The following is a 21,819-nucleotide window of genomic DNA, read 5'->3' on the forward strand; positions in this document are numbered from 1 at the left end:
GGCCAGGTTCCGCTTTTATCTGGTTGTCTGAAATTGTTCCGCCCACCGCGGACGTTTCAGATGACCGGGTGAGACGCTTCTTTTTCTCTTCGCGAAATGGCCTGTTTCCAGGCCAGCAAAGTGACGTTGTCTGCTTTTCGCGTAGGTCATTTCCGAATTTGTAGTTCGGCCCTCTACTCGGCCATGGGTCTCGGCGAGAATCCCCGCCCGCCCCCCTGTAGAGAATCCCCCCATGTTCGATCCAGCCGACGAGCCGTCGTTTCGTCTCGATGTAGCGGGCCTGTCCGACTCGCTTGAAGTCCTGGCATTTACGGGTTGCGAAGCCATCAGCGAGCCTTTCGCGTTCGAGATCGACTTGCTGGTCGATGATCCGCACCTGGACCTTGCCGGGCTGATGTATCGTTCGGCGCGCCTGTGTTTCGGGCCTTGCGGCAATGGTATTCACGGGCAGTTGCATAGCCTTGTCCAGCATGAACAGGGGCGCAGCGCCCGGTTGTGCCGGGCGCGGCTGGGGCCGCGGTTGAGCTGTCTGGGACTGCGCTACAGCCAGCGCATCTTCAGCGACCGCTCGGTGCCGCAGATTCTGGATCAGGTGCTCAAGGAGCACGGCATCAGTGGCAACTGGCGTCGGTTCGATCTGCAAGGCGCTTATCCGCCCCGGACATTCTGCACCCAGTACGGCGAGTCGGATCTGCAACTGGTACAGAGGCTGTGCGGACAGGCACGCATTCACTATCACTTCGAGCAAGGGAGCCAGGGGCATTGCCTGGTGTTCGGTGATGACCCGGCCCGGCTGCCACGCGCCGGCAACCTGCAATTCGAGAGCGAAGATGGAGCGCCGTCGCCGCCAGTGCGCCGCTGGCAACTGGGCGAGCATGCCCGCCTGCACGCAAAGGGGCCGCGGCGGACACTGACGGCTCAGGGGCATTCCGATTCGCCAACCCTGCGCAGTGGTCACTGGTTGACGATTTCCGGCGAGCCCTTGGCAGACGCCAATACGGACTGGCTGGTGAGTCGAATCGAGCATCGAGCCGATCAGTCGCTCGAGCCGCCCTACAGCAACCGGATTTTTGCCCTTGACCAGTTGCCGGAGCCTCGATCACCCGTTGAATACCGCGGTGCTCGCATGTGCAGCCCACAGCGTGCCTGGGTGGTGTCGGTCGAGGAGACGCAACCTGATGCCGTGCGGCCGGTGGCCGTTCAGTTCGACTGGCTTTATCAGGGCGAAGGGGCCCGCCCCAGCCACTGCTGGCTGCCGCTGGCGCCGGCGTTGGCCGATACGCCGATGGCATCATTGAAGGACGGGGTAGAGGTGGTGGTGAGCTTTCTCGAAGGTGACCCTGAGCAGCCCGTGATCAGTGGCGTCTTGCAGGTCCCGGCACTCATCGAGGGCATTGAGGATGACGCATCGTCAACGCTGCCCGAGCGCCTGGATACCGCCGGCGTGCCTCAATGGTTGAAGGCGGCCGAGCCTCTGTTGTTGCTGTGCCTGATACCGGGGGGCGGCAGTTATCGCCATTGCTCGGCGTCACTGTGCAGCTGTCGATTGGTCGCCGGGCTCAAAACGAGCGATGGAAGATGAGCGGCGCAGCCCCCGGACAACGCGCTCAATGGTTGTTGCTGGATATCGCACAGGCGCCTCAGGCAGTGAAGACGTTACGTCAGGGATTCTCCGGTGTGCACTGCCTGCAGCTGTTTGACGGTACCGAGTTTCAGCCGGTCAGTGAGCATGGCCCATGGCTGATCGACCTGCGTGACTGCCCGGCGCTATCGGCGCTCTGTCATACCGATCCCATGACCTGGCAAGGGCTGCTGCTGGGCAGCGAGGTCTCGGCGCAGACACTGCGCGAACACTTGCAGCGGATGCTGACCGTGTCCATCGGCCTGAATCACCGGGCACTGCTCAATTTCTACAATCGGCAGACCGCCAGTTACTTTTTCGATGCCTGCGATGCCCGGCAATTGAGCTGCTGGCTTGGGCCGATCGGATGGCTGCGCTGGTTCGGCGGGACATGGGCCGATCTGGCTGGTGGCAGTCAGGGCTGGCAGCAACTGCGCAATCCGGGGCTGGCCGTGGAGCCGCTGCGCATCGAGCAAAGCCTGACCCGTCAACAGCGTGAACGCTTGCACCGTTGCCTGCTGGATCAGCATGTCTGGCGCTGGAGTCAGGCGACGGGAAACAACTTTCGGCTGATATCTGCCTTTCAGGAACAAGGTCTGGCACTGGGCTTCAGCGAGCAGACGCTGCTGGACGACTGGTTGTGGCTGCGTTTGCTGCATCCGCGTGCCGAGCTGATGCCGCTGCCGCAAGGTCTGACTCCGCGGGAACGACTCGAACTGTTGCGTCGACGCTGGCTGAGCGATCCATCGTGAAGTAAAGCTTCAGTGAGCGGCACCGTTGAACCAGCCATCGGTGCGTCGCAGCCACCACGCCAGTCCCCCGAGGGTCAGGCTGCGCAGCACCATGAACAACAGGAACGAAATCCACAGGCCGTGATTGCCCAGACCTTGCAGCGCCCAGGCGACAGGCAGCAGCAGGATCACGGTGGCCAGCATGCCGTTGCGCATTTCCCGGGCGCGGGTGGCGCCGATGAACAGGCCGTCGAGCAAGTAGCTCCAGACCGCGATCAACGGCAGGACAGCCAGGTAGGGCAGGTAAATGAACGCGGTTTCGCGCACGCTCTGGATGTCGGTCTGCATTTCGATGAACAGGTGGCCGGCCAACAGAAACAGCGCGGCAAAGCCCAGGCTCGCGAGCAACGACCAGCCGCCGGCAACCACCAGCGAACGGCGCAGGGCCAGACGATCACGGGCGCCGATGGCGTGGCCGCACAGGGCTTCGACGGCGTGGGCCAGTCCGTCCAGTGCGTGGGCGGTCAGCAGCAGGCCGTTGAGTAGCAGCGCGTTGGCCGCGACCGTGGCATCGCCGAGTCGCGCGCCCTGCACGGTGATCAGGAAAAATACCGATTGCAGAGCCAGGCTGCGGATGAAAATGTCGCGGTTGACCGCCAGCAGCGGACGCCAGCTCTGCCAGACTTTCAGAGCAGCCCAGGCGATGTGACCGGGATAAGCGCGCAAGGCTCTCCGAGTCATCCACAGGCCGAGCAGGGCGCCGCTCCATTCGGCGATTACCGATGCGCGCGCCGAACCGACCACGCCCCAGTCCAGGCCGATGACGAACCACAGGTTGAGCACGATGTTGATCAGGTTGGTGCTCAGCAGAATCGCCAGCGGCGCCCGGGCATTCTGGGTGCCGAGGAACCAGCCGACCAGCGCATAACTGGCCAGCGCCGCCGGCAGCCCGAACAGGCGGGTGTGGAAGAAGTCACGGGTCAGTTGATCCAGCTCCGCCGACGGTTGCATGAAGTGCAGCGCGACCCCGCTCAGTGGTACACCCAGCGCCCCGAGCAGCAGCGCCAGCCCCATCGCCAGCAGCAGGCCCTGAAGCAGAATCTGCCGCAAGGCCGCGCCGTCGCTGCGCCCGGCGGCCTGGGCGGCGAAGCCAGTGGTGCCCATGCGCAGAAAACCCATGGCCCAGGCCAGAAAGGTATACAGGCTGGCGCCAACCGCCACCGCGCCCAGTTGATGGGCGTGGGGCAGATGGCCGATGACGGTGCTGTCGACCAGCGCCACCAGCGGCACGGAAATGTTGGACAGGATCATGGGGGCGGCGAGGGCCCAGACCCGGTGATGGGTCGGGCGGTCGCGCCAGTCGGCGATCAGGTTGGACATGCGGGCTCCTTGGGGAGCGGCATTGTAACGGGAGGTGTCAGTGAATGATCCAGCTCAGCAGCCACAATCCCAGCAGCAACCAGATGATCCCGGCAATGATCGAGGCATTCATGAACGCGCGGATCGCCGACCACAGCAGCATCAGGCCGACGATCAGCGCGATGATGCTGATGATCGACGTGTCCATGCCCAGCGCCTTCGACAGCCCGTCGACAAAGTTGCCGCCGGCGTTGCCGAGCAGATTGAACAGGCCGCTGAGGCCATCGACGATGAAGCGGATGATCGAGCCGAGCGCCTGGCCCAGCCATTCGAAAAAGCTTTCTACCTGCATGTCTGTTTCCTGATGAAAGAGCTGAGCCTTTGGCCGCAGCGGGTGCGGTCGAGTTCCCTGCAAGCATAGAGGGTTTTAACGGGCGACTGGCGCTTGCCTTCGATCCGCATCCCCCCGAAGCTATACGCCTTCAGGAGAGCCCGATGAACCTTGTTGAACTGACCGAACGCCTGCACGCCATTCGCGACCGCAATGACTGGCGGCAATTTCACAGCCCGAAAAACCTGGCCATGGCTGCCAGCGTGGAAATGTCCGAGCTGGTGGAAATCTTCCAGTGGCTGACCGAAGACCAGTCGCGCGCACTGCCGGCGGACAAGCTGGCCCACGCCGGGCAGGAAGTCGGCGACATCGTCCTTTATCTGTTGCTGCTGTGCAGCGAACTGGGGCTGGACATGAATGAAGTGGTGCGCAGCAAACTCGCCGACAGCGAACGGCGGTTCAGCTGATGAGCGACCGTCATTTCGATCAACTGGCGACCCGTTTCGCCGAAAAAATCTACGGTGGCGCCAAAGGCGCGATCCGCCTCGCCGTGTTGCAGGCCGACCTCGCCGAAGCCTTGCCGGATCGTCCGTTGCGGGTGCTGGATATCGGTGGCGGGCTGGGCCACATGTCGTTGTGGCTGGCTGAACGCGGGCACGAGGTGACCTTCACCGAGCCGGCCGAACCGATGCTCGAAGGCGCCCGCCAGCGCTTTGCCGAAGCCGGGCAAAGCGCGACGTTCATTCAGGCGCCCTGGCAGGAACTGCTCGGCCAGCTCACCGAACCCTACGATCTGGTGCTGTGCCATGCGGTGCTGGAATGGCTGGCCGAGCCTCACGCGATCCTGCCGGTGCTGCATCAGTTGACCAAGCCCGGCGGCTGGCTGTCGTTGGCGTTCTACAACCGCGATGCGCTGATTTACCGGAACCTGCTCAAAGGCCATTTCAAGAAAATGCGCAGGAACGACCTGGCCGGCGAAAAGCAGAGCCTGACCCCGCAGCAGCCACTCGATCCACGGGAACTGGCGACGCAACTCGCCGGGTTGTGGCAGGTCGAAACCCAGAGCGGGGTGCGGGTTTTCCACGATTACATGCCGGTGGAATTCCAGGCCCGCGCCGAGTTGATTGATTTGCTCGAGATGGAACTCGCCCACCGTCGTCACCCAAGCTTCGCCGGGCTTGGGCGCTACTTGCACTGGATCTGCCGGCCGATCTGATCGGAGCGAGATATGAAAGGTCATTCAGGGTTACTGCTGATCTGTCTGGGGTTGGCCGCCTGCCAGGGCAGCAACCCTTACGTGGCGCAGTCACGACCGTTGCCGCCGGCCCCACCGCAAGCGGCGACCACCTTCGACCGCAGCGCTTATCCCGCGCCGCCACGGGATTACGGGCGCTATCGCAGTTGGGCGTGGCTCAACGGTCAACTCCCACCGGGCACGGCCTGGGCGGATTCGGCGCAAGTGGCCGAGGCCGTCAGCAGTGCGCTGGACCAGCGCGGCCTGCGCCCGCTGCATGACAACCGCCCGGCCGATCTGCTGGTCAGTGCCAACCTGAGCCTGGAAACCCGCCTGCGTCAGGTGCAGGACGATTACGGTTACTACGGCGGCGGCTACGGCGGTTATGACCGTTACGGCCGGGGTTACGGGATGTACAACACGGTGCCGATCGTGCGTACCTATCAGGAGCAGGTCGTGGTGGTGCGGGTCGATCTGTTCGACGCCGGCAGTGGTCAACCGGTCTGGAGCGCCAGCGCCGAAACCGGTACCCAGGGTAAACAAAGTGATCGCACCGATGCGATTCGGGAGGCTGTCGAAAAGGCCATGTCGGCGTATCCTCCCGGTTAGCCTTCTGCAAATGAAAGCGCCCTCAGGTTCATGTCTTCCACCGGAGAAAAACCATGTTCCGCCGTCTTGCTTTACTGGTCGTTATCGCGCTGCTCAGTGCCTGCGCCTCGAACCAGGTCAATCATGATTTTGACGCCAGCCGCGACTTCGCCGCGTATCGCAGCTGGAGCTGGAAAGACCCCGCCCTGCAATACCGCCCCGATGATCCACGGATCAAGAGCGACCTGACCGAGCAGCGCATCCGTCAGGCCGTTGCCGATCAACTGGATCAGCGTGGCTTGCGCCCGGCCGCCTCGGGCGCCCGAGGCGATCTGTTTGTGCAGACCTACCTGATCGTCGAGGACCGTCAGCAACAGGTGACCACCAACTACGGCGGCGGTTGGGGTGGCCCGTGGAACGGTTACTGGGGCGCGCCGATGTACAACGAAACCCGCAACATCACCTACAAGGTGGCGACCATTCAGGTCGATCTGCTCGACGGCAAGGACGGCAAACTGGTGTGGCGCGGCAGCGACGAGCAAATACTCAGCCGCACGCCGAACCCGGCGGATCGCAGCAATGCCATCCGCGAAACCGTGGCGCGGATCCTGTCCAACTATCCGCCGCGTTGAGTCTGTTGAAAAAAGTACGGGAGCCAGATGGCTCCCGTTTTTTATGGGCGGGTGAAAATGGCGCGTTGCCAGCAGTGTTGCCTGCGCGTGTCTACACTCTTACCCATCCATGGAGGTTGCGCCCGGCCGTGCGCCGGCAAAGGAGTGCGCCATGTCGCGTCATTCGCAGTGCGGCGGGCCAGCCCGGCAGCGGGGAGCCATCGGCCTGATGGCGGCCGCCACCCTCAGCCTGGCGCTGGTGTTGATGTTGCTGGTCGTGGACACCGGTCGCCTGTACATGGAGCAACGCAAACTGCAGCGCCTGGTGGACACCGCCGCCCTCGAAGCCGTCAGCCGAGGCGGCAACTGCCTGCCGGGCCTCACCGCGGCCAGTTACGCGGGGCAAAGCGCGACACGCAACGGGTTTGTCGCCAATGCCACCAACGTTCTTGTGATCGATTGCGGAAAGTTGGCGACAGCCGCCACCGGCCTGCGCACTTTTACGGTGGACGCCACGCAATCAGAGGCGGTCAAGGTCGCGGCCAACCGTACCGTCACCACCAGTTTTGCCGGCGGGGTGCAGGCGTTGTTCAGTGGCACACCCGTCAGTCTCAACACCGTGCTATACGCTTCGGCGGTGGCGGCCAAACCCAAGCCGACCGTCGCTCAATTGAACATCCGCAGCAACCTGGCCAGCATCAGTACCGCGCAATCGAACATCCTCAATCCACTGTTTTCCGGGCTGCTTGGCGGTAACGTCAACCTGACGGCCCTGGGCTGGGAAAGCCTGCTCAACACTGACATCAACCTGCTTGGCTACCTGAATCAACTGGCGATCAACCTCAACGTGGCTGCCGGCAATTACACCCAGTTGCTCAATACCCAGGCCACAGTGACGCAACTGATCCAGGCCGCGATTACGGCGGTCCAGCTCAACGGCGCCACTGCTGAAGTGATTACCGCGCTGGGCCAGCTGCAAGTGGCGGCGATCAATGCCGCCCCGGTCAAGCTCGGCGACATCCTGCAATTGCAGACCGGCACCACGGCCGCCGGGCTGGATGCCAATCTGCAGTTGCTTCAACTGGTCCAGGGCGTGATTCAACTGGCCAACAGCAAAAGTGCGGTGGCCGCGACCCTGCCGATCAGCGTGCTGGGGCTGGCGAATGTCACGGTGCGGGTCAAAGTCATCGAGCCGCCGCAGTTTTCCGCGATCGGCGATCCGGCGCTGGCCAGGGCCAATCCCACCGGGCCGAACCGGATCTATGTGCGCACCGCGCAGATACGCACGCTGCTTTCGGTGAATCTGCCGGTACTGTCCGGGGTGACCGGGTTGGCCAACGCGGTACTCGGACTGGTTGGCACGCTGACACCGACCCTCAATGCACTGTTGAGCCTTAATCTGGTCGCCACATTGAATTCGGCCGGCTGCCTGCTCGGTGCCGGTTGTGAGCAACTGGACCCGAAGCTGTTGCCCTCGCCGCAGATCGACATCAGCCTGGACGCCGGTGGTGCCGTCAGTTATGTCACCGATTACAGTTGTCCGACCGGCAATGCCGGCACCAAAAGCCTGACGGCCCGAACCACCACCTCGATTGCCGATCTCAAACTGGGCAAGATCGACCCGACCAACGCCTTCTCTTCTGCCGCCCAACCCACCGTCACACCGTTGCCGCTGGTGGATCTGGGCACGGTGACCTGCCACAAGATTCTGGGGATCGGCAGCTGTGACCCGAGCACTCACGTGCCATACGGCGCCGGCGGTATTGCGCTCATGGTCAACACCAGCGTGGCGCAGAACACCCAGAACCTGGTGTTTTCCAGCGGTAATCCGTTCGCCACACCGCCCAACCTGAAACTGCCGCCAAGCGTGATTGCCGCCGCGCCCTCCGGCAACATCGTCAGCAGCCTGGCAAGCACCCTCGCCGGGATCAATCTGATCGTCTACAAACCCCAGGGCAGCAACCCGCTGGGCACGATTGTCCCAGGCGTTGCCAGCCTGATCAGTGATGTCACGACGATCCTGCAACCGGTGATCACCAATCTGGTGAGTCCGCTGCTGGATCCGCTGCTCAACAATTTGCTCAAGGGGCTGGGGATCAATCTGATGGATGTCGACGTTGGCGCCAACATGACCTGTGGCCAGACCGGCAAGGCCTATCTGGTGATCTAGTCGTCGGGGGCGATCGGCAGTTCGATGCAGAACCGTGCACCGTCCGCCGAGTTGCGCACACTGAGGTGGCCGCCCATGTTCTCGATGATCCCGTAACTCACCGACAACCCCAGACCAGTGCCGACGCCTATCGGTTTGGTGGTGAAGAACGGTTCGAAAATCCGCTCCAGCAGACGCGGGTCGATACCGCCGCCGTTGTCTTCGACCCACAGTCGCACGTGTTGCTCGTCGCGCTCCGCGTAGATTGAAATCCACGGTTTGAACGTCGAGTCGGACTCGCGTTTGCCCAGCAGCGCATCCCGGGCGTTGACCATCAGGTTGATCAACACCTGTTCAAGCTGATCGACGTACCCGCGCACTTGAACCTCGAATGCCGTTTCACTGATGCGCAGATCCACGCCTTTGCCGCGCATGCCTTCGGCCAGCAGCGACAGCGTGCCTTCGATGGCGCTGGCCGGGTTGAACAGTTGCTGCTCGATCTCGGAGCGGCGACCGAACACCCGCATGTGGTCCACCACTTTCGCAGCGCGCTGCACCTGGGCGTCGATGCGATTGAGTTTGTCGGTCAGGTAATCGATCTGCGCATCGCCGTTGCTCAGGCGCTTCCGTACGTTGACGATGGCCATGCGCATCACGTTCAGCGGCTGATTGATTTCGTGGGCCAGGCCGGTGGCCATTTCGCCAAGGGTGGCCATTTTTGCGCTTTGCGTGAGTTGCTGTTGTGAGCGGCGCACTTCGGTGTTGTCACGGCCCACCGCCTGTACTTCGATCAGCTTTCCGTGTTCATCGAACACGCCGCGATCCGACCACACCCACCACGCATGTTCGCGCCCCGGTAATTGCAGGTTGATTTCGGCGGTGCTGACGGGAGATTGCGGGGTCAACTGCGCCAGGCGCTCAACGAAGGCCGCGCGCTGAACGTCGGACATCCAGCTGCCCAGATCGACCCCGGCCAGGGCTTCGGGGGCGCATTCCAGATAGGTTGCCAGGGGCCGGTTGCCGAACGTCAGGATCAGATCCGGGCGATAGCGGCAGATCATCGCCGGCGAGTCCTCCACCAGAATCCGGTAGCGTTCCTCACTCTGTCTGACCTGCTCGGCGGCCAGCGTTGCTTCGGTGACGTCCAGCCACAAGCCGACAGCTTCCACCGGCAGGCCGAGGTCGTTGCGCAACAGCCGGGCTTCGTCGAGCAGCCAGTGGTAACCGCCGCGACTGTCGCGCATGCGATAGCGGGCGCGCACCGAACCTTCGCGCAGCAGTTGCCGGGTTCGCTCGAAATACAGGGCGCGGTCTTCAGGATGAACCCGCTCTGCCAGCGCACTGGCGTCACAGTCCTCCAGGCTCCAGCCCAGTAGCGGTTGCAGGCTGGCGCTGAAAAACGCCGGCAGCAAGGCGCCTTCGACGTAGTGCTGGACGTAAATCACCGCTGGTGAACTGGCGATCAGGTTGTCCAGCCGCGCATGGGCCGCAGCGGCCAGTTGCTGCTGGTTCTTGATGTCGCTGATGTCGAGCATGAAACCCACCAGCCGCCGGTGCTCGCCGGTGCCGGTGACCTGCCCCTGAAGGCGATACCACGCCTGCGTCTGGTTGGCATCCCGAGGATGCAGGCGCACGCACAGGTCGAGGATTTCCCCTTGCATCTGCAGGGCTTGCAGGCGGCTGCGGACTTCTTCGCGATCGGCGGGATGGATCAGGCTCAGCCAGGCCTCGAGCGTCAGCGTCGAGCTGTCCTGTTGCAGGATGGCAGCCAGCGTCGGGGCCAGTTGAATCTGCTCGCTATGGCTGATTTCCCACCAGCCTGTGCCAAGCATTGTCTGCAACGACTCCAGCCGTTCCAGTTGCAGTTGATGCTGCTGCTCGCGCAAGCGACCGAGAAGGGGCCCGGCCAGGGCGCCTGCCAGCATCAGCCAGTCGCGATCGGCCAGATACGGCGCGGTCTTGTCCACCGCGTAAACACCGCAGAGCAGCCACGCCATCACGCCCCGATCATCGCTGTAGGGCACGGCAAAACCTTCGGCATTGCCGAACAGCCCCTGGACCCTTGAGTGTTCGTACTGGCCGTAATGCTCACCCAGGCGCTGTGGGCCGGTGCCATTGAGGCTGTCGAGTGGCGTGCCCAGACGCTGGCCGTCATGCCACAGCGCCGGGGCGTCATGGGCGTGGAACTGCTGATGGATCTGCCAGCCCTGTTCCTGCTCATCGAGCAGGGCGAGTGCCAGGCACGGGATCTGCCAGCGCTGGGCGATCACCTGCAATTGTTCGCTGACGAGCATCGGCAACCGTCCCAGGCTGCAGCTGCGCACCTGTTTGCTGATCTGCTCGGCGAGCATGTGGCACGCCTCGCGCTGATGCGCTTGCTGGCGTTCGGACAACAGGTCGGCAATGTCGATCAACTGTAGCAGCCAGCCATCGCTCAGCGGCTGGACCCAGCCGCGCAGGTGCAAGGTTTGGTCGCCCAGACCGGGAAAATCCAGGTCCAGCAGTTGGCCTTGCCAGTCTTGCGGGCGGCCCTCGATCGCCAGCGTGCAGTGCGCCAGCAGGTAGTCGTGCAACGGCACCGGTTTGTCGCGGGGCGTCTGTTGCGCCAGCAGCAGGCGCAGCGGGCCGGCCATTTGCAACACGCCGCCGTCGTTGTCGAGGTGGATGTGCAGGCCCGTCAGCGGGGTCCCGAGTACGTCCGGCAAATCGCTGGCGACCATACTTCGCTTGAGCAGGCGGCCGAGCAGGTTGTCACCCGGAGTCAAAATTTCAGGCTCGAAATGGCGGTCAGGTTGGCGGGCAGGCTGGGGACAGCGCCGACGCCCGGCAACACCAGAAAGGGGATGACCCGATTGAGCTTGCTCACCGGGTAATTGACGCTGACGGTGAGCGTGCCCTGGGCCGGGTCGTAGACCGTTGTCGTGTCCGTGCCGACCACCACGTTCAGCGACGACGGCAGCACCGACAATTGCTGGGTCAACGCGGCATTGGCGGTGCTGACCAGCACGCTTGCATAGTTGGGAACCGCGGGATCGACCGCCACGGCGCGGCGGATGGCTTCGGCGGTGACCTGGTTGAACGTCTGCATCAGCACGAACGGCAAGCTGTAGCTGACCAGGCCATAAAACACCGCGAAAAAGATCACGAACACCAAGGCGAACTCAATCGCCACCGCGCCTTTTTGCGCCTTCCGAGAGCCGGTTTTCATCCGTGCGTCTACCCTGACAGTCACTGCGTAGTATCAGCATAGAATCATTCAGCAAAAACGGACGGTTTTTACCGGATGCAAAGCCTTGTCCTTCTGATCTGGTTGACAGCGTGCGCGGCTCAGGATGCCCGGCAACGACGAATTGCCAACGTTTTGACCCTGGGTGTCGGGACTCTCGCGCTGGTCTATCTGCTGTCTTTCGGTACCACCTGGATGGGCGCCGAAGCCGGGCAGGGAGGCTGGGCCTGTGTCGTGGCCCTGGCATTCACGTTGCCCGGGTATTTCATGGGCCGAATGGGCGCCGGTGATGTGAAACTAATGACAGCTCTTGGTCTTGCGACGGACGGCGTCTCGCTGCTCGGGATTTTTATCGGCGCCGGTGCGGCGAGCCTGATCTGGATGCTGCTTGCGCCAAGAGTCTGGCTGCATATGAGTCAAGGGCTTAGGCACCGACTTAGGTATATGGCGCCATCCGTGTCAAAAAAGCTGCCATTTGCGCCGTTCGTCCTGATCGGATTTGTGCTTGCACTACCTTGGATCCATTAGTCGCCAAGCGCCACTAGTCTTATGTACATAGTCGGAAAGTGGGTCTACCTTCAAAGTAACGAGTTATACAGCCAGCGGCTGACAGTACAGGAATGGTCAGTTTTTGGCCCGGGCATGGAGTGGCACGTGAACAAGCTTACATCTGCGGTAAAAGTCATCGTTGTCGATGATCAGCCTCTGATCGTCGAAGAACTCTGTGAATTTCTCGAGAGCAGCGGCTACCGCTGTGTGCCGTGCCAGTCCAGCAAAGAGGCGATCGAGCGTTTTTCGGGCGACACCGCGATCGGCCTGGTGCTGTGCGATCTGCACATGCCGGACATGGACGGCATTCAACTGGTGCAGGAATTGCAACGGCTGGCCGGCAAACACCGGGCGTTCGAAGCCATCATGCTCACCGGCCGCGCCGACAAGCAGGACGTGATCAAGGCCTTGCGCGCCGGGATTGCCGACTACTACCAGAAACCGGTCAATCTGGATGAACTGCTTGAAGGCCTGCAACGCCAGGAAGCGGTGCTGCAGGAGCGGCAGAAAACCCTGCAACTGGGCCATCTGAATCAAAAACTTCAGGACCTGTCGTCGTCCATCGATGATCTTTATCAGGATCTGGACAGGGTGCGTCGCGCGCCGGCGCCCGTCAGTGACGAGGCGCCCCGTGAGGCCGGTGAGCTGGAAATCCCGGCGATCTTCAATCAGCTGTCGCCACGGCAACTGGACGTGGCGCGCCTGGTGGGCAAGGGGCAGACCAACTATCAGATTGCCTGTGAGCTGGGCATCACCGAAAACACGGTGAAGCTTTACGTTTCTCAGGTGCTACGCCTGACCCACATGCATAACCGCACGCAGTTGGCGCTGGCGTTATCGCCGGGCAATTCCGGTTTGCGCCAGCGGGTAACCGCACACTGAAACAGACTGCCGGGTAACCCATTTACCCGGCACTCACTTTCGGCTTGGGAAACAGATTGTCCAGGGTCTCCAGCAGCCGCACGTGATAGATCGGCTTGCGAAACAGGTCCAGCACCTGCAACCGCAGCATGTCGCTCACATCCTCCATGTCCGCGTGCCCCGACGTCACGATTACCGGCAGATGCTGGCGCGAGGTGTGTTCGCGCAGGCGCTTGATCAGCGACATGCCGCTTTCCTCCGGCATGCGCAGATCGGTGATCACCAGAGCAATATCGGGATGACGGGTCAGATGGTGCAGGGCGAGCTTCACTGAAGTCGCGGTATGACAGACGAAGCCTTCGCCTTCCAGCAATTCCGCCAGTTCCAGCAACGCGTCCTCTTCGTCGTCAACCAGAAGCAACTGTTGGCGTGGGGAAGAAGACACGTTCATGGGCAGTACCTGAAAGCTGAGTGGTAGATCGAGTGTAGCCCGACATCAGCAAGGTGCTGGCGCAACCGTGCTGTGGATTATGGCGTTGGCCGGGTTTGCGTCGTGCCGCCCAGTGACACCAGAACGTTGTTGAAGATCGCCAGCATACGATCACCCAGCGGAGTGACGAAAACGACCACCACCACGGCGACCATGGCCACGACGATAGCGTATTCAATTGCCGAAGCCCCGTCCTCATGTTTGTAGAGCAGCAAAGCTCTGGCCATTAAATAATCAACGATCATTCGAAACATATGCCCACTCCTTTGCGCACCTGGCGCCGATGTCACAGCAGCGGCAAAGCGTTCGCCGTGCCATTTGAGCATTGTCAACAAAGCCCCACCCAACAACTGTAAGAACGGATTAGTCATAAAGGATTAGTCGCTTCGTCTCTCCCGCTATTTCGACTGCTAATTGGCCAACGCCCATACTTTCGTGGGTTATTTGTCTGTCAGTAATGGCGTTTTGTCTTGTTTCAGCTAGCGTGGAAATAGCGAAATAGTTGGATGTTCATAGCTGCCTGATTGCGATGTCCCTTGGTAGGAAGTGCGGGCTGGTAGTGCAGCAGGAAAGGGAGAGCCGTCATGAACAGTCGTGTGACCATGGGCCTTGCAACGGTGCTTTTACTGGGGGCCATCGTTGTCGGATATTGGGGCCTGGTGCTCAGCCGGCAGCCCGCTCCGGTTGCCGAGGCTCCCGCGCCTGCGGTGGTCACCGTCGAAAAAACCGTCGCAGCCGCCGAAGACCAGACCCGCCAGCCGGTCGTGGTGCTCGTGCGTGACGTCCCTCCATTCACTCCTCTTACTGCGGCCGACCTGGCCGTTGAAAAGCTGCTCAGCGCCCCCGCCGGCAGCCTCGGCACAATCGAGCAGGCCGTGGGCCGCACACCGTGGCGACACCTGAGCGCCGGCACCTGGCTCAACGAAGAAAGCTTCGAGGCCGGCGGCACACTGGCGCGCATGATCCACAGTGACGAGCGCGCGCTCGCGGTGTCGGTCGATGAAGTGATCGGCGCGGCCGGGCAGTTGATTCCCGGGGATTACGTCGACGTGCTGTTGTTCCTGCGCCAGGACGCCAGCAACCCGCAACAGTCGGCACAGATTGTGGTGCCGGCCATGCGTGTGCTCGGCGTCGGCGAACAATACGGGCTGACCAACGACGGCCAGCCGTCCGCTCCTGCAATGAGTGCCGACGACAAGATCAAACAGGACCAGCGCCGGCTCACCGCGCGCACCGTGGTGCTGGCGGTGCCTGAGCAATTGTTGAGTCGAATGATGCTCGCCACCCAGGTCGGGACGTTGCGCCTGGCCGTGCGCAGCAGCGAAGAACAGCGCCTGGCCAGGTATTGGGCCGGCGAACGTCAGGCGCCGGACAAGCTGGTCGCCGCCAACAGCCAACTCTTCCAGTTCACTCAGTTGGCGCTGGGGACCGCGCCGAAAACCGCGCCCGGCAGCGACCACAGCGGTGCGATACGGCCCGCGGTGGAAGTGATTCGCGGCAATCAGACCAACCCACAAAACCCATGACTGAGCAAGGATCCAAGTGCATGCAGAGTCGTTCCTGGCCGACCTTCAATCCCGTGCTCCGGGCCTTGCTGCTGATGGGACTGTCAATCAATGCCGCGCAGGCGGCCACCGGCAACTGCGCGGCCCTCGGGCGCTTGCCGCCAGTGATCGAAATCAACGAAGGCTGGCAGCAGGACATGCAATCACCGGTGGCGATCACACGCCTGGCCATCGGCGATCCGAAAATCGCCGATGTGCATGCCAATGGCAATTCGTCGTTTCTGCTCACCGCCGTGGCGCCGGGCGCTACCAGTCTGATGGTCTGGACCGGCTGCTCCAGCGAGCCGCGCCAGAGCATGGTGTTCGTCAAGGGCGCCGCCACCTCGGCCCTCACCAACACCGGTGCGCTGCCGTCGGATGATGCGCTGTTGCCCTCGCAGGTACAGACCGACATTCGTTTTGTCGAAGTCAGCCGCACCAAACTCAAACAGGCCTCCGCTTCGCTGATCGGCACCCGCGGCAATTTCCTGTTCGGTTCCCCCGGCACGTTGCCGCCCATCGACGGTGTCCCGCAACCGCGATTGCCGGTGGACAACTCGCTGTTCAACTTCTCGTGGATCGGCGGCAAGACCATGGCGATCATCAATGCCCTCGAGGGCAGCGGCTTCGCCTACACCCTGGCGCGGCCAAGTCTGGTGGCCCTCAACGGGCAAAGCGCAAGCTTCCTCGCGGGCGGGCAGATTCCGATTCCGGTGCCCAGCTCCGGCAGCGACAACGTGTCGATCGAATACAAGGAATTCGGCATCCGCCTGACCCTGACGCCCACCATCATCAGCCACGATCGCATCGCCTTGAAAGTGGCGCCGGAAGTCAGCGAACTGGATTTCAGCAACGCGGTGAACATCGCCGGCACCACCGTGCCGGCCCTGACCATCCGCCGCACCGACACCAGCATTTCCCTCGCCGATGGCGAGAGTTTTGTCATCAGCGGTCTGATAAGCACCACCAACACTTCCCAGGTCGACAAGTTTCCGGGGCTGGGCGATATCCCGGTGCTCGGGGCCTTTTTCAAAAGCTCGCAGATCAAGCGCGAAGAGCGAGAGCTGCTGATGATCGTCACCCCGCACCTGGTGCGCCCGCTCTCGGCGGAGGCGCAACTGCCGTCGTTGCCGGGTGAAAAACTGCGTAACTACGACCCGAATTTCTACCGCATGTTTTTCCTGGAAAACGGTAACTTCGACAAGCGCAGCGGGTTGTCCCAATGAGCCAGAGCCTGAGTCAGACCTTCCTCGCCATCACCCGCAACAACACCGATCTGGAGTGGCTGCAAAGCGCGCTTGCGCCGTTGGGCCAGGTGGTCAGTGCCGGTGGCGGCAGCCTCGACGAATTGCTCGCGCTGGTGGACGTCACCTTCGCCAGCCTGGTGTTCGTCGGCCTCGACCGGGAACACGTGGTGGCCCAGAGCGCGCTGATCGAAGGCGCGCTGGAGGCCAAGCCGATGCTGGCGATCGTTGCGCTTGGCGACGGCATGGACAACCAGCTTGTACTCAATGCGATGCGCGCCGGGGCCCGGGATTTCGTCGCCTACGGTTCGCGCTCCAGCGAAGTGGCCGGGCTGGTGCGCCGCTTGAGCAAACGCCTGCCGCCGGTGACCCACAACGCGCAACTGGGCGGCCTGACGGTGTTGTACGGCGTACAGAGCAGTTCCGACGGCGCACTGCTGGCCAACCATATGGCACTGGTGGTGCAAAAGAGCGGGCAGCAGACGCTGCTGCTGGATCTCGGGCTACCCCGTGGCGATAGCCTGGCGTTGCTGGGGCTGGAGAGTTCGTTCCACTTCGGCGATGCCTTGCGCCACCTGCGCAGGCTCGACGCCACGCTCATCGACAGTGCCTTCACCAGCGCCGAAGCGGGGCTGCGGATTCTGGCCTACGCCGACAATGACGCACCACTGGAAAGCACCAGCGCCGCCGAGCTGTTCATGTTGCTCAGCGCCTTGCGCCAGCACTTCCAGCACATCGTCGTGAACCTCACCGGCCAGCCTGACAGCGAAGCCCTGCGGACCTTTGTCAGCCATTGCGACAAGCTGATCTGGTACACCGACCAGAGCGTGCTCGATTGCCGGCGCAATCTGGCGGTGTTCAATCTGTGGCGGGAAAAAGGCATGAAGCTCGATCACGGGCGGCTATTGGTCGACCGCTATCTGAGCAACGTCGCGCCAGATGCGGACACCCTCGGCAAGACCTTCAACCTGGAAGTGATCGCGGTGCTGACTTTGAGTCCAGAACTGCGCATGAACGCCAAGAACCAGGGCGTCAGCCTGTTTGAACTGGCGCCCAGGGAAAAACTCACCCAGAGCCTGCGGGTACTCGGCGAACGGCTGGCCAAGCGCTCCGAAGGTCTGGCCAAACCCAAGGTCACCTGGTTCGACCGGCTGCGAGGCACCTCATGAGCCCGGAAAAACTTTTCGGTGCACCGGCGCGGGGCCAGTCGGGCAACACCGACCACGAAGGCCTGAAACTGGTGCTGCATCGCTACATCATCGATGCCATCGAGGAGTCCGGGAAAAACCTGCTGGAAGGCTCGCGGCAGTTGCTGGCGCAATTTGTGACCGACAAGGTCGCCGAATACATCGCCCGTCTGCACCTGGCGATTTCCCGTTACGAGATGGAGCGGCTGGGGGAAGAAATCGTCGATGAGCTGACCGGCTTCGGTCCGCTGGAAGTCTTGCTGCGCGACACCGCCGTCACCGAAATCCTGGTCAACGGCCCGCATCGGGTGTTCGTCGAGCGTGACGGGGTACTGCATCAGAGTGACCTGCGCTTTATCGATGCGCACCACGTCGAACGGGTCATGCAGCGCATTCTTGCGCCGCTCGGTCGGCGGCTGGACGAGTCTTCGCCGATGGTCGATGCGCGCCTGCCCGACGGCAGCCGCGTCAACGCGATCATCCCGCCGATCGCCCTCGACGGCCCGTGCCTGTCGATTCGAAAATTCCGCAAGGACATGCTCAAAAGCAGCGACCTGATTGCGATGCAGACCATCGACCTGCCGATTTTCGAGTGTTTCCAGGAGGCCGTGGGCAAGCGCTGCAACATCCTGATCAGCGGCGGCACGGGCACCGGCAAGACCACGCTGCTGAACATTCTCAGCCAATTGATCAACCCCCACGAACGACTGGTGACCATCGAAGACGTCGCCGAACTGCAACTCGGCCACCCTCACGTGGTGCGTCTGGAAACCCGGCCGCCGAATGCCGAGGGCCATGGCGAAGTGAAAGCCAGCGACCTGATTCGCAACGCTCTGCGGATGCGCCCGGACCGGATCATTCTCGGCGAGATCCGTGGCGTTGAAGTGCTCGACGTGCTGACAGCGATGAACACCGGTCACGACGGTTCGATGAGCACGGTCCACGCCAACAATGCCCAGGATGCGTTGCTGCGCCTGGAAACCCTGGTCGGCCTGACCGGCCGCACGGTGGCCGAACGCACCCTGCGGCAGATGATCTGTGCGGCGCTCGACGTGATCATTCAGTTGACCCGCATGCCTGACGGCCGCCGCTGTGTCAGTGAAGTGGTGGAAGTGGTCGGCGTGCGCGAAGACGTCTACGTGACCAATACTCTGTTCCGTCTGGATCGACGCAGCGGTTTCGGCTTCCTGCGCGAAGCGGTCAACCCGGCCGGCGACAAGTTGCGGCGCGAGTCGAGTCTGGGCTGAACGCATGGAGCCTTCGTCATGATCGGACCGGTGATCCTGATTGTCCTTTGCCTGTTGCTGCTGGGGTTGTCGATTCGCCTGTTCCTGCAGGGCGTGCGCAAGACTGCCAACGAACGGGTGCTCTCTCGCCTCGCCGTCGGACAACCGCAAGCAACGGCCGAAAAAAACTCGTGGACCGGTCTGGAGCGGATGTTCCTGCGGGCAGGCCTTGGCCGGCCGAGCGAGCGATTCGGGCTTTGGCTGTCGTTGTGGGTCGTGGGCATGATGCTGGGTTATCTGCTGGCCGACTGGATCGGTCTGCTGGTGCTGATACTGGCGCCGCCGCTGATTTTGCGCTTGTACATCGCCTGGCTGTATCGACGCCGGCTCAATCGGATGATCGAACAGTTACCGCAGTTGCTCGACCACACCGTGCGCAGCCTCAAGTCCGGCCGGACCCTGAGCGATGCAGTGATGGGCGGTATCGAAGCCAGTGAGGACCCGCTGAAAGCCGCGATGGGCCGGGTGCAACGCAACGTGCAGCTGGGGGTGAACCTCCCGGACGCGGTCAGCGATTTCGCCGAGCTCTACGAGCAGGACGAACTGCGCATGTTCGCCCTGGGCCTGAAGGTCAACCATCGCTACGGCGGCAACGCCAGCGAGTTGCTGGAGAACCTGATCAAACTGATTCGCGAACGTGACCAGGGTGCCCGGCAACTGCGTGCGCTGACCGGCGAAACGCGGATGACCGCGTGGGTACTCGGATCGCTGCCGGTGATCCTGGTCAGTTACTTCATGCTGACCAATCCCGGCTACATGCTCGGCATGTGGAACGACTCCGGCGGTCGGACCATGCTGATTGTCGCGGTGGTGTTGCAGGTCTCCGGTTGCCTGGCGCTGTGGCGCATGCTGAGGAGTGTCTGACATGCTGATGCTGGCCAGTCTCATGCTGTTGCTCGGGGCGTTGTTGCTGGTCGGCAATCACCTGCTGACCGAGCGGCGCCGGGTGCGTCAGGTCAATCAGCGTCTGCAGGGGCACCTGGTGCGCGAGAACCGTTTCGCCAGCTGGCTGCGGGCACTGGGCAGCAGCCGGTTCGGCCAGCGCTCGGTGAGCATCGACAGTGAAACCCAGACCCTGCTCAGCCGGCTCGGCTGGCGCCGGGCCAGCGAGCGCTCGCTGTTTGCCGCCTGCCAGATCGGCACGCCGCTGCTGACGCTGGGGCTGGGCGTGTTTCTGAAAGAGGTGTTTTTCCCCCTCGCACCCAACGGCTGGCTGGTGCCGATGATCGCCACCGGCGTCGGCTATCTGCTGCCCAAACGCCTGCTGGCGTATGCCGCTGCCCGTCGGCAGAAAATCATTGCGGTGGAAGTGTCGACGTTTATTCCCCTGCTGCGAATCCTGTTCGAGTCCGGCATGGCCGTCGAGCAGGCCCTGCGTGTACTCAGCAGCGAGGGGCAAAAACTGCTGCCGGAACTGACCGGCGAACTGCGTCTGATCCTGGCCCGTGTCGACTCGGGCCTGGAACTCGGACAAGAGTTGAACAAGGCGGCCGCGATGCTGGCGGTGGATGAGTTCACCGACACCTGCGTGATCCTGCAACAACTGATTCAACAGGGCGGCGGCGCGATGAAGTCGTTGCTGACGCTCAAGCAACTGCTGGATGACCGACGCCTGACACGCTTGCAGGAATACATCTCGAAGATGTCGGCGAAGATGTCGGTGGTCATGATGCTGCTGCTTTTTCCGGCCTTGCTGATCGTTTTGGCGGGCCCCGGTTTTACCGCAATCACCCGGGCGTTTGCGTCCTGACAATGACAATGACAATGGCGATGGAGAGCGATTGATGAAAGCACTGATGGTCATGGCTAGCCTGTTGCTGCTCGGCGGTTGCGCAACCGACGGTCAGGCACCGTGGACGACGATGCTGGCGCCGGCCAGCTGCAGCAAGTTGAGCTCCGAACAGGAGCTGTCGCTGAACCTCGCCGATGATCTGGTCAACGACGGCAAGCTGCACGCCAGCCTGGCCAATCTGCAGGGTCTGCCCGACAACCTCGTCGAGGTGCGGCTGCGCAAGGCCAAGGTCTATCGCCTGCTGGGTCGCAGTGAAGCGGAGCCGTTGTATCGCAGTCTGCTGGGCACATGCCTGAACGCCGACGCCGAACATGGCCTGGGCCAGTTGTACGCCGCCCGTGGTGACAACGGCCAGGCGCAGGCCCACCTGCAACGGGCGGCGCGGCTGGCGCCGACCAATGAAAACATCCGCAATGATCTGGGCGTGGTGTACCTCAATCAGCTGCGGCTCGAGGACGCTCGTTTCGAGTTCCTGACCGCCATCGAGCTGAAGCAGAACAATCAGTTGGCGACGCTGAATCTGGTGACCCTGCTGCTCTACCAGAACAACTGGCAGCAAGCCGCCGAAGTGGTCAGCCGCGCGCACCTGACGCCGGAGCAGTTCAGCGATGCCCAGGCGCGTGCGGAGAAACTCAAGTCGCCGGTCAGAGCCAGACCCGTCGCTGGCAATCAGGTCGCGGTGGCGATTGATGCGCAACCGGCGATCAAGTGAGCCTCAAGGAGATGCCATGAACACGTTCAAGACCCTGTGTTGCCTGAGCCTGTTGAGTCTGCCGCTCGGCGCACTGGCCATCGACGCCGGCCCGGCATCGGCACAGCAGCAGGAAACCGAAGGCTGGCTGTTGCTGCAAAGCCGCAACAAGGCCGCGTCCCCCGATCCGCAGGCGGCCACGGCCACCGAGCGTGAGCTGGCGATGCAGCGCTGGTTGAAGAAGTACAAATATGAAATCCCCGATTTCTACGACCCGGATGCCGGGGGCAAGATCGAGACGAATAACTAGCTCGTCGCAGGCAAC

Annotated in this window: 23 protein-coding genes; 17 read left to right on the forward strand and 6 right to left on the reverse strand. The window is 62.5% G+C overall.

The window, feature by feature from the left end:
* Nucleotides 1–232: 232 nt before the first annotated feature.
* Nucleotides 233–1,582: a type VI secretion system Vgr family protein gene (locus ACTJK9_RS15980; RefSeq protein ID WP_221398610.1), complete on the forward strand. Its 1,350-nt coding sequence runs from the start codon at nucleotides 233–235 to the stop codon at nucleotides 1,580–1,582.
* Entirely contained in the window at nucleotides 1,579–2,373 is a 795-nt protein-coding gene (locus tag ACTJK9_RS15985; RefSeq protein ID WP_440814796.1) for a DUF4123 domain-containing protein, read from the forward strand. Before ACTJK9_RS15980 ends, ACTJK9_RS15985 begins: the two co-directional genes overlap by 4 nt.
* 9 nt (nucleotides 2,374–2,382) lie before the next feature.
* Here the strand turns inward: ACTJK9_RS15985 and ACTJK9_RS15990 are convergent, their stop codons facing one another.
* Both ACTJK9_RS15990 and ACTJK9_RS15995 read right to left on the reverse strand, forming a co-directional pair.
* On the reverse strand, nucleotides 2,383–3,732 hold the full coding sequence (locus ACTJK9_RS15990; protein ID WP_103387223.1) for an MATE family efflux transporter: 1,350 nt from the start codon (nucleotides 3,730–3,732) through the stop codon (nucleotides 2,383–2,385).
* A gap of 37 nt (nucleotides 3,733–3,769) precedes the next feature.
* Entirely contained in the window at nucleotides 3,770–4,063 is a 294-nt protein-coding gene (locus tag ACTJK9_RS15995) for a hypothetical protein (protein ID WP_007951010.1), read from the reverse strand.
* Nucleotides 4,064–4,206: 143 nt separating this feature from the next.
* Here ACTJK9_RS15995 and ACTJK9_RS16000 point away from each other — a divergent pair, with 143 nt between their 5' ends.
* From ACTJK9_RS16000 to ACTJK9_RS16020, 5 genes are all read left to right on the forward strand, one after another.
* Nucleotides 4,207–4,509, forward strand: coding sequence for a MazG-like family protein (locus ACTJK9_RS16000; RefSeq protein WP_085610997.1), 303 nt, complete (start codon nucleotides 4,207–4,209; stop codon nucleotides 4,507–4,509).
* Complete coding sequence (locus ACTJK9_RS16005; protein WP_440814799.1) at nucleotides 4,509–5,258, forward strand: methyltransferase; 750 nt, start codon at nucleotides 4,509–4,511, stop codon at nucleotides 5,256–5,258. Before ACTJK9_RS16000 ends, ACTJK9_RS16005 begins: the two co-directional genes overlap by 1 nt.
* A gap of 12 nt (nucleotides 5,259–5,270) precedes the next feature.
* Complete coding sequence (locus ACTJK9_RS16010; protein WP_221398613.1) at nucleotides 5,271–5,885, forward strand: DUF4136 domain-containing protein; 615 nt, start codon at nucleotides 5,271–5,273, stop codon at nucleotides 5,883–5,885.
* A gap of 53 nt (nucleotides 5,886–5,938) precedes the next feature.
* Nucleotides 5,939–6,496, forward strand: a complete 558-nt coding sequence (locus tag ACTJK9_RS16015) for a DUF4136 domain-containing protein (RefSeq protein WP_064593251.1) — start codon at nucleotides 5,939–5,941, stop codon at nucleotides 6,494–6,496.
* Nucleotides 6,497–6,647: 151 nt separating this feature from the next.
* The gene (locus tag ACTJK9_RS16020) at nucleotides 6,648–8,645 is read left to right on the forward strand and encodes a pilus assembly protein TadG-related protein (RefSeq protein ID WP_440814802.1); all 1,998 of its coding nucleotides are present in this window, start codon (nucleotides 6,648–6,650) and stop codon (nucleotides 8,643–8,645) included.
* Here the strand turns inward: ACTJK9_RS16020 and ACTJK9_RS16025 are convergent.
* Nucleotides 8,642–11,389 carry an ATP-binding protein gene (locus ACTJK9_RS16025; protein ID WP_440814804.1) on the reverse strand — a complete coding sequence of 916 codons (2,748 nt, stop codon included), beginning with the start codon at nucleotides 11,387–11,389 and terminating at the stop codon, nucleotides 8,642–8,644. The genes ACTJK9_RS16020 and ACTJK9_RS16025 overlap by 4 nt on opposite strands.
* Complete coding sequence (locus tag ACTJK9_RS16030; protein WP_064593254.1) at nucleotides 11,386–11,832, reverse strand: TadE/TadG family type IV pilus assembly protein; 447 nt, start codon at nucleotides 11,830–11,832, stop codon at nucleotides 11,386–11,388. Before ACTJK9_RS16030 ends, ACTJK9_RS16025 begins: the two co-directional genes overlap by 4 nt.
* Before the next feature lie 75 nt (nucleotides 11,833–11,907).
* On the opposite strand from ACTJK9_RS16030, the gene ACTJK9_RS16035 reads away from it, so the two are divergent.
* Nucleotides 11,908–12,378: an A24 family peptidase gene (locus ACTJK9_RS16035; protein ID WP_085610993.1), complete on the forward strand. Its 471-nt coding sequence runs from the start codon at nucleotides 11,908–11,910 to the stop codon at nucleotides 12,376–12,378.
* A 126-nt stretch (nucleotides 12,379–12,504) separates the two neighbouring features.
* Nucleotides 12,505–13,281, forward strand: a complete 777-nt coding sequence (locus ACTJK9_RS16040) for a response regulator transcription factor (protein WP_440814807.1) — start codon at nucleotides 12,505–12,507, stop codon at nucleotides 13,279–13,281.
* A gap of 22 nt (nucleotides 13,282–13,303) precedes the next feature.
* Here the strand turns inward: ACTJK9_RS16040 and ACTJK9_RS16045 are convergent, their stop codons facing one another.
* Nucleotides 13,304–13,711 carry a response regulator gene (locus tag ACTJK9_RS16045; RefSeq protein ID WP_064593256.1) on the reverse strand — a complete coding sequence of 136 codons (408 nt, stop codon included), beginning with the start codon at nucleotides 13,709–13,711 and terminating at the stop codon, nucleotides 13,304–13,306.
* A gap of 77 nt (nucleotides 13,712–13,788) precedes the next feature.
* Entirely contained in the window at nucleotides 13,789–13,995 is a 207-nt protein-coding gene (locus ACTJK9_RS16050; protein WP_039772511.1) for a Flp family type IVb pilin, read from the reverse strand.
* Nucleotides 13,996–14,334: 339 nt separating this feature from the next.
* On the opposite strand from ACTJK9_RS16050, the gene cpaB reads away from it, so the two are divergent.
* Genes cpaB through ACTJK9_RS16090 form a run of 8 tightly spaced genes read left to right on the forward strand, consistent with a single transcriptional unit; the run spans nucleotide 14,335 to nucleotide 21,804 of the window.
* Nucleotides 14,335–15,276, forward strand: coding sequence for a Flp pilus assembly protein CpaB (gene cpaB / locus ACTJK9_RS16055; protein ID WP_440814809.1), 942 nt, complete (start codon nucleotides 14,335–14,337; stop codon nucleotides 15,274–15,276).
* 20 nt (nucleotides 15,277–15,296) lie between these two features.
* A complete protein-coding gene (locus tag ACTJK9_RS16060; RefSeq protein ID WP_440814811.1) occupies nucleotides 15,297–16,520 on the forward strand; it encodes a type II and III secretion system protein family protein in 1,224 nt (407 codons plus the stop codon).
* Nucleotides 16,517–17,707: a pilus assembly protein gene (locus tag ACTJK9_RS16065; RefSeq protein WP_221398618.1), complete on the forward strand. Its 1,191-nt coding sequence runs from the start codon at nucleotides 16,517–16,519 to the stop codon at nucleotides 17,705–17,707. Before ACTJK9_RS16060 ends, ACTJK9_RS16065 begins: the two co-directional genes overlap by 4 nt.
* Nucleotides 17,704–18,972: a CpaF family protein gene (locus tag ACTJK9_RS16070; RefSeq protein ID WP_085610989.1), complete on the forward strand. Its 1,269-nt coding sequence runs from the start codon at nucleotides 17,704–17,706 to the stop codon at nucleotides 18,970–18,972. The genes ACTJK9_RS16065 and ACTJK9_RS16070 overlap by 4 nt, the downstream gene beginning before the upstream one ends.
* A gap of 18 nt (nucleotides 18,973–18,990) precedes the next feature.
* Nucleotides 18,991–19,875: a type II secretion system F family protein gene (locus ACTJK9_RS16075; RefSeq protein WP_221398620.1), complete on the forward strand. Its 885-nt coding sequence runs from the start codon at nucleotides 18,991–18,993 to the stop codon at nucleotides 19,873–19,875.
* A gap of 1 nt (nucleotide 19,876) precedes the next feature.
* A complete protein-coding gene (locus ACTJK9_RS16080) occupies nucleotides 19,877–20,761 on the forward strand; it encodes a type II secretion system F family protein (protein ID WP_440814814.1) in 885 nt (294 codons plus the stop codon).
* 34 nt (nucleotides 20,762–20,795) lie between these two features.
* Complete coding sequence (locus ACTJK9_RS16085; protein WP_064593262.1) at nucleotides 20,796–21,515, forward strand: tetratricopeptide repeat protein; 720 nt, start codon at nucleotides 20,796–20,798, stop codon at nucleotides 21,513–21,515.
* Between the two features lie 16 nt (nucleotides 21,516–21,531).
* On the forward strand, nucleotides 21,532–21,804 hold the full coding sequence (locus ACTJK9_RS16090; protein WP_039772498.1) for a DUF3613 domain-containing protein: 273 nt from the start codon (nucleotides 21,532–21,534) through the stop codon (nucleotides 21,802–21,804).
* Nucleotides 21,805–21,819 lie beyond the last annotated feature (15 nt).

The organism is Pseudomonas sp. 22082 (assembly GCF_052046055.1).
Classification (GTDB): Bacteria; Pseudomonadota; Gammaproteobacteria; order Pseudomonadales; family Pseudomonadaceae; genus Aquipseudomonas; species Aquipseudomonas pharyngis.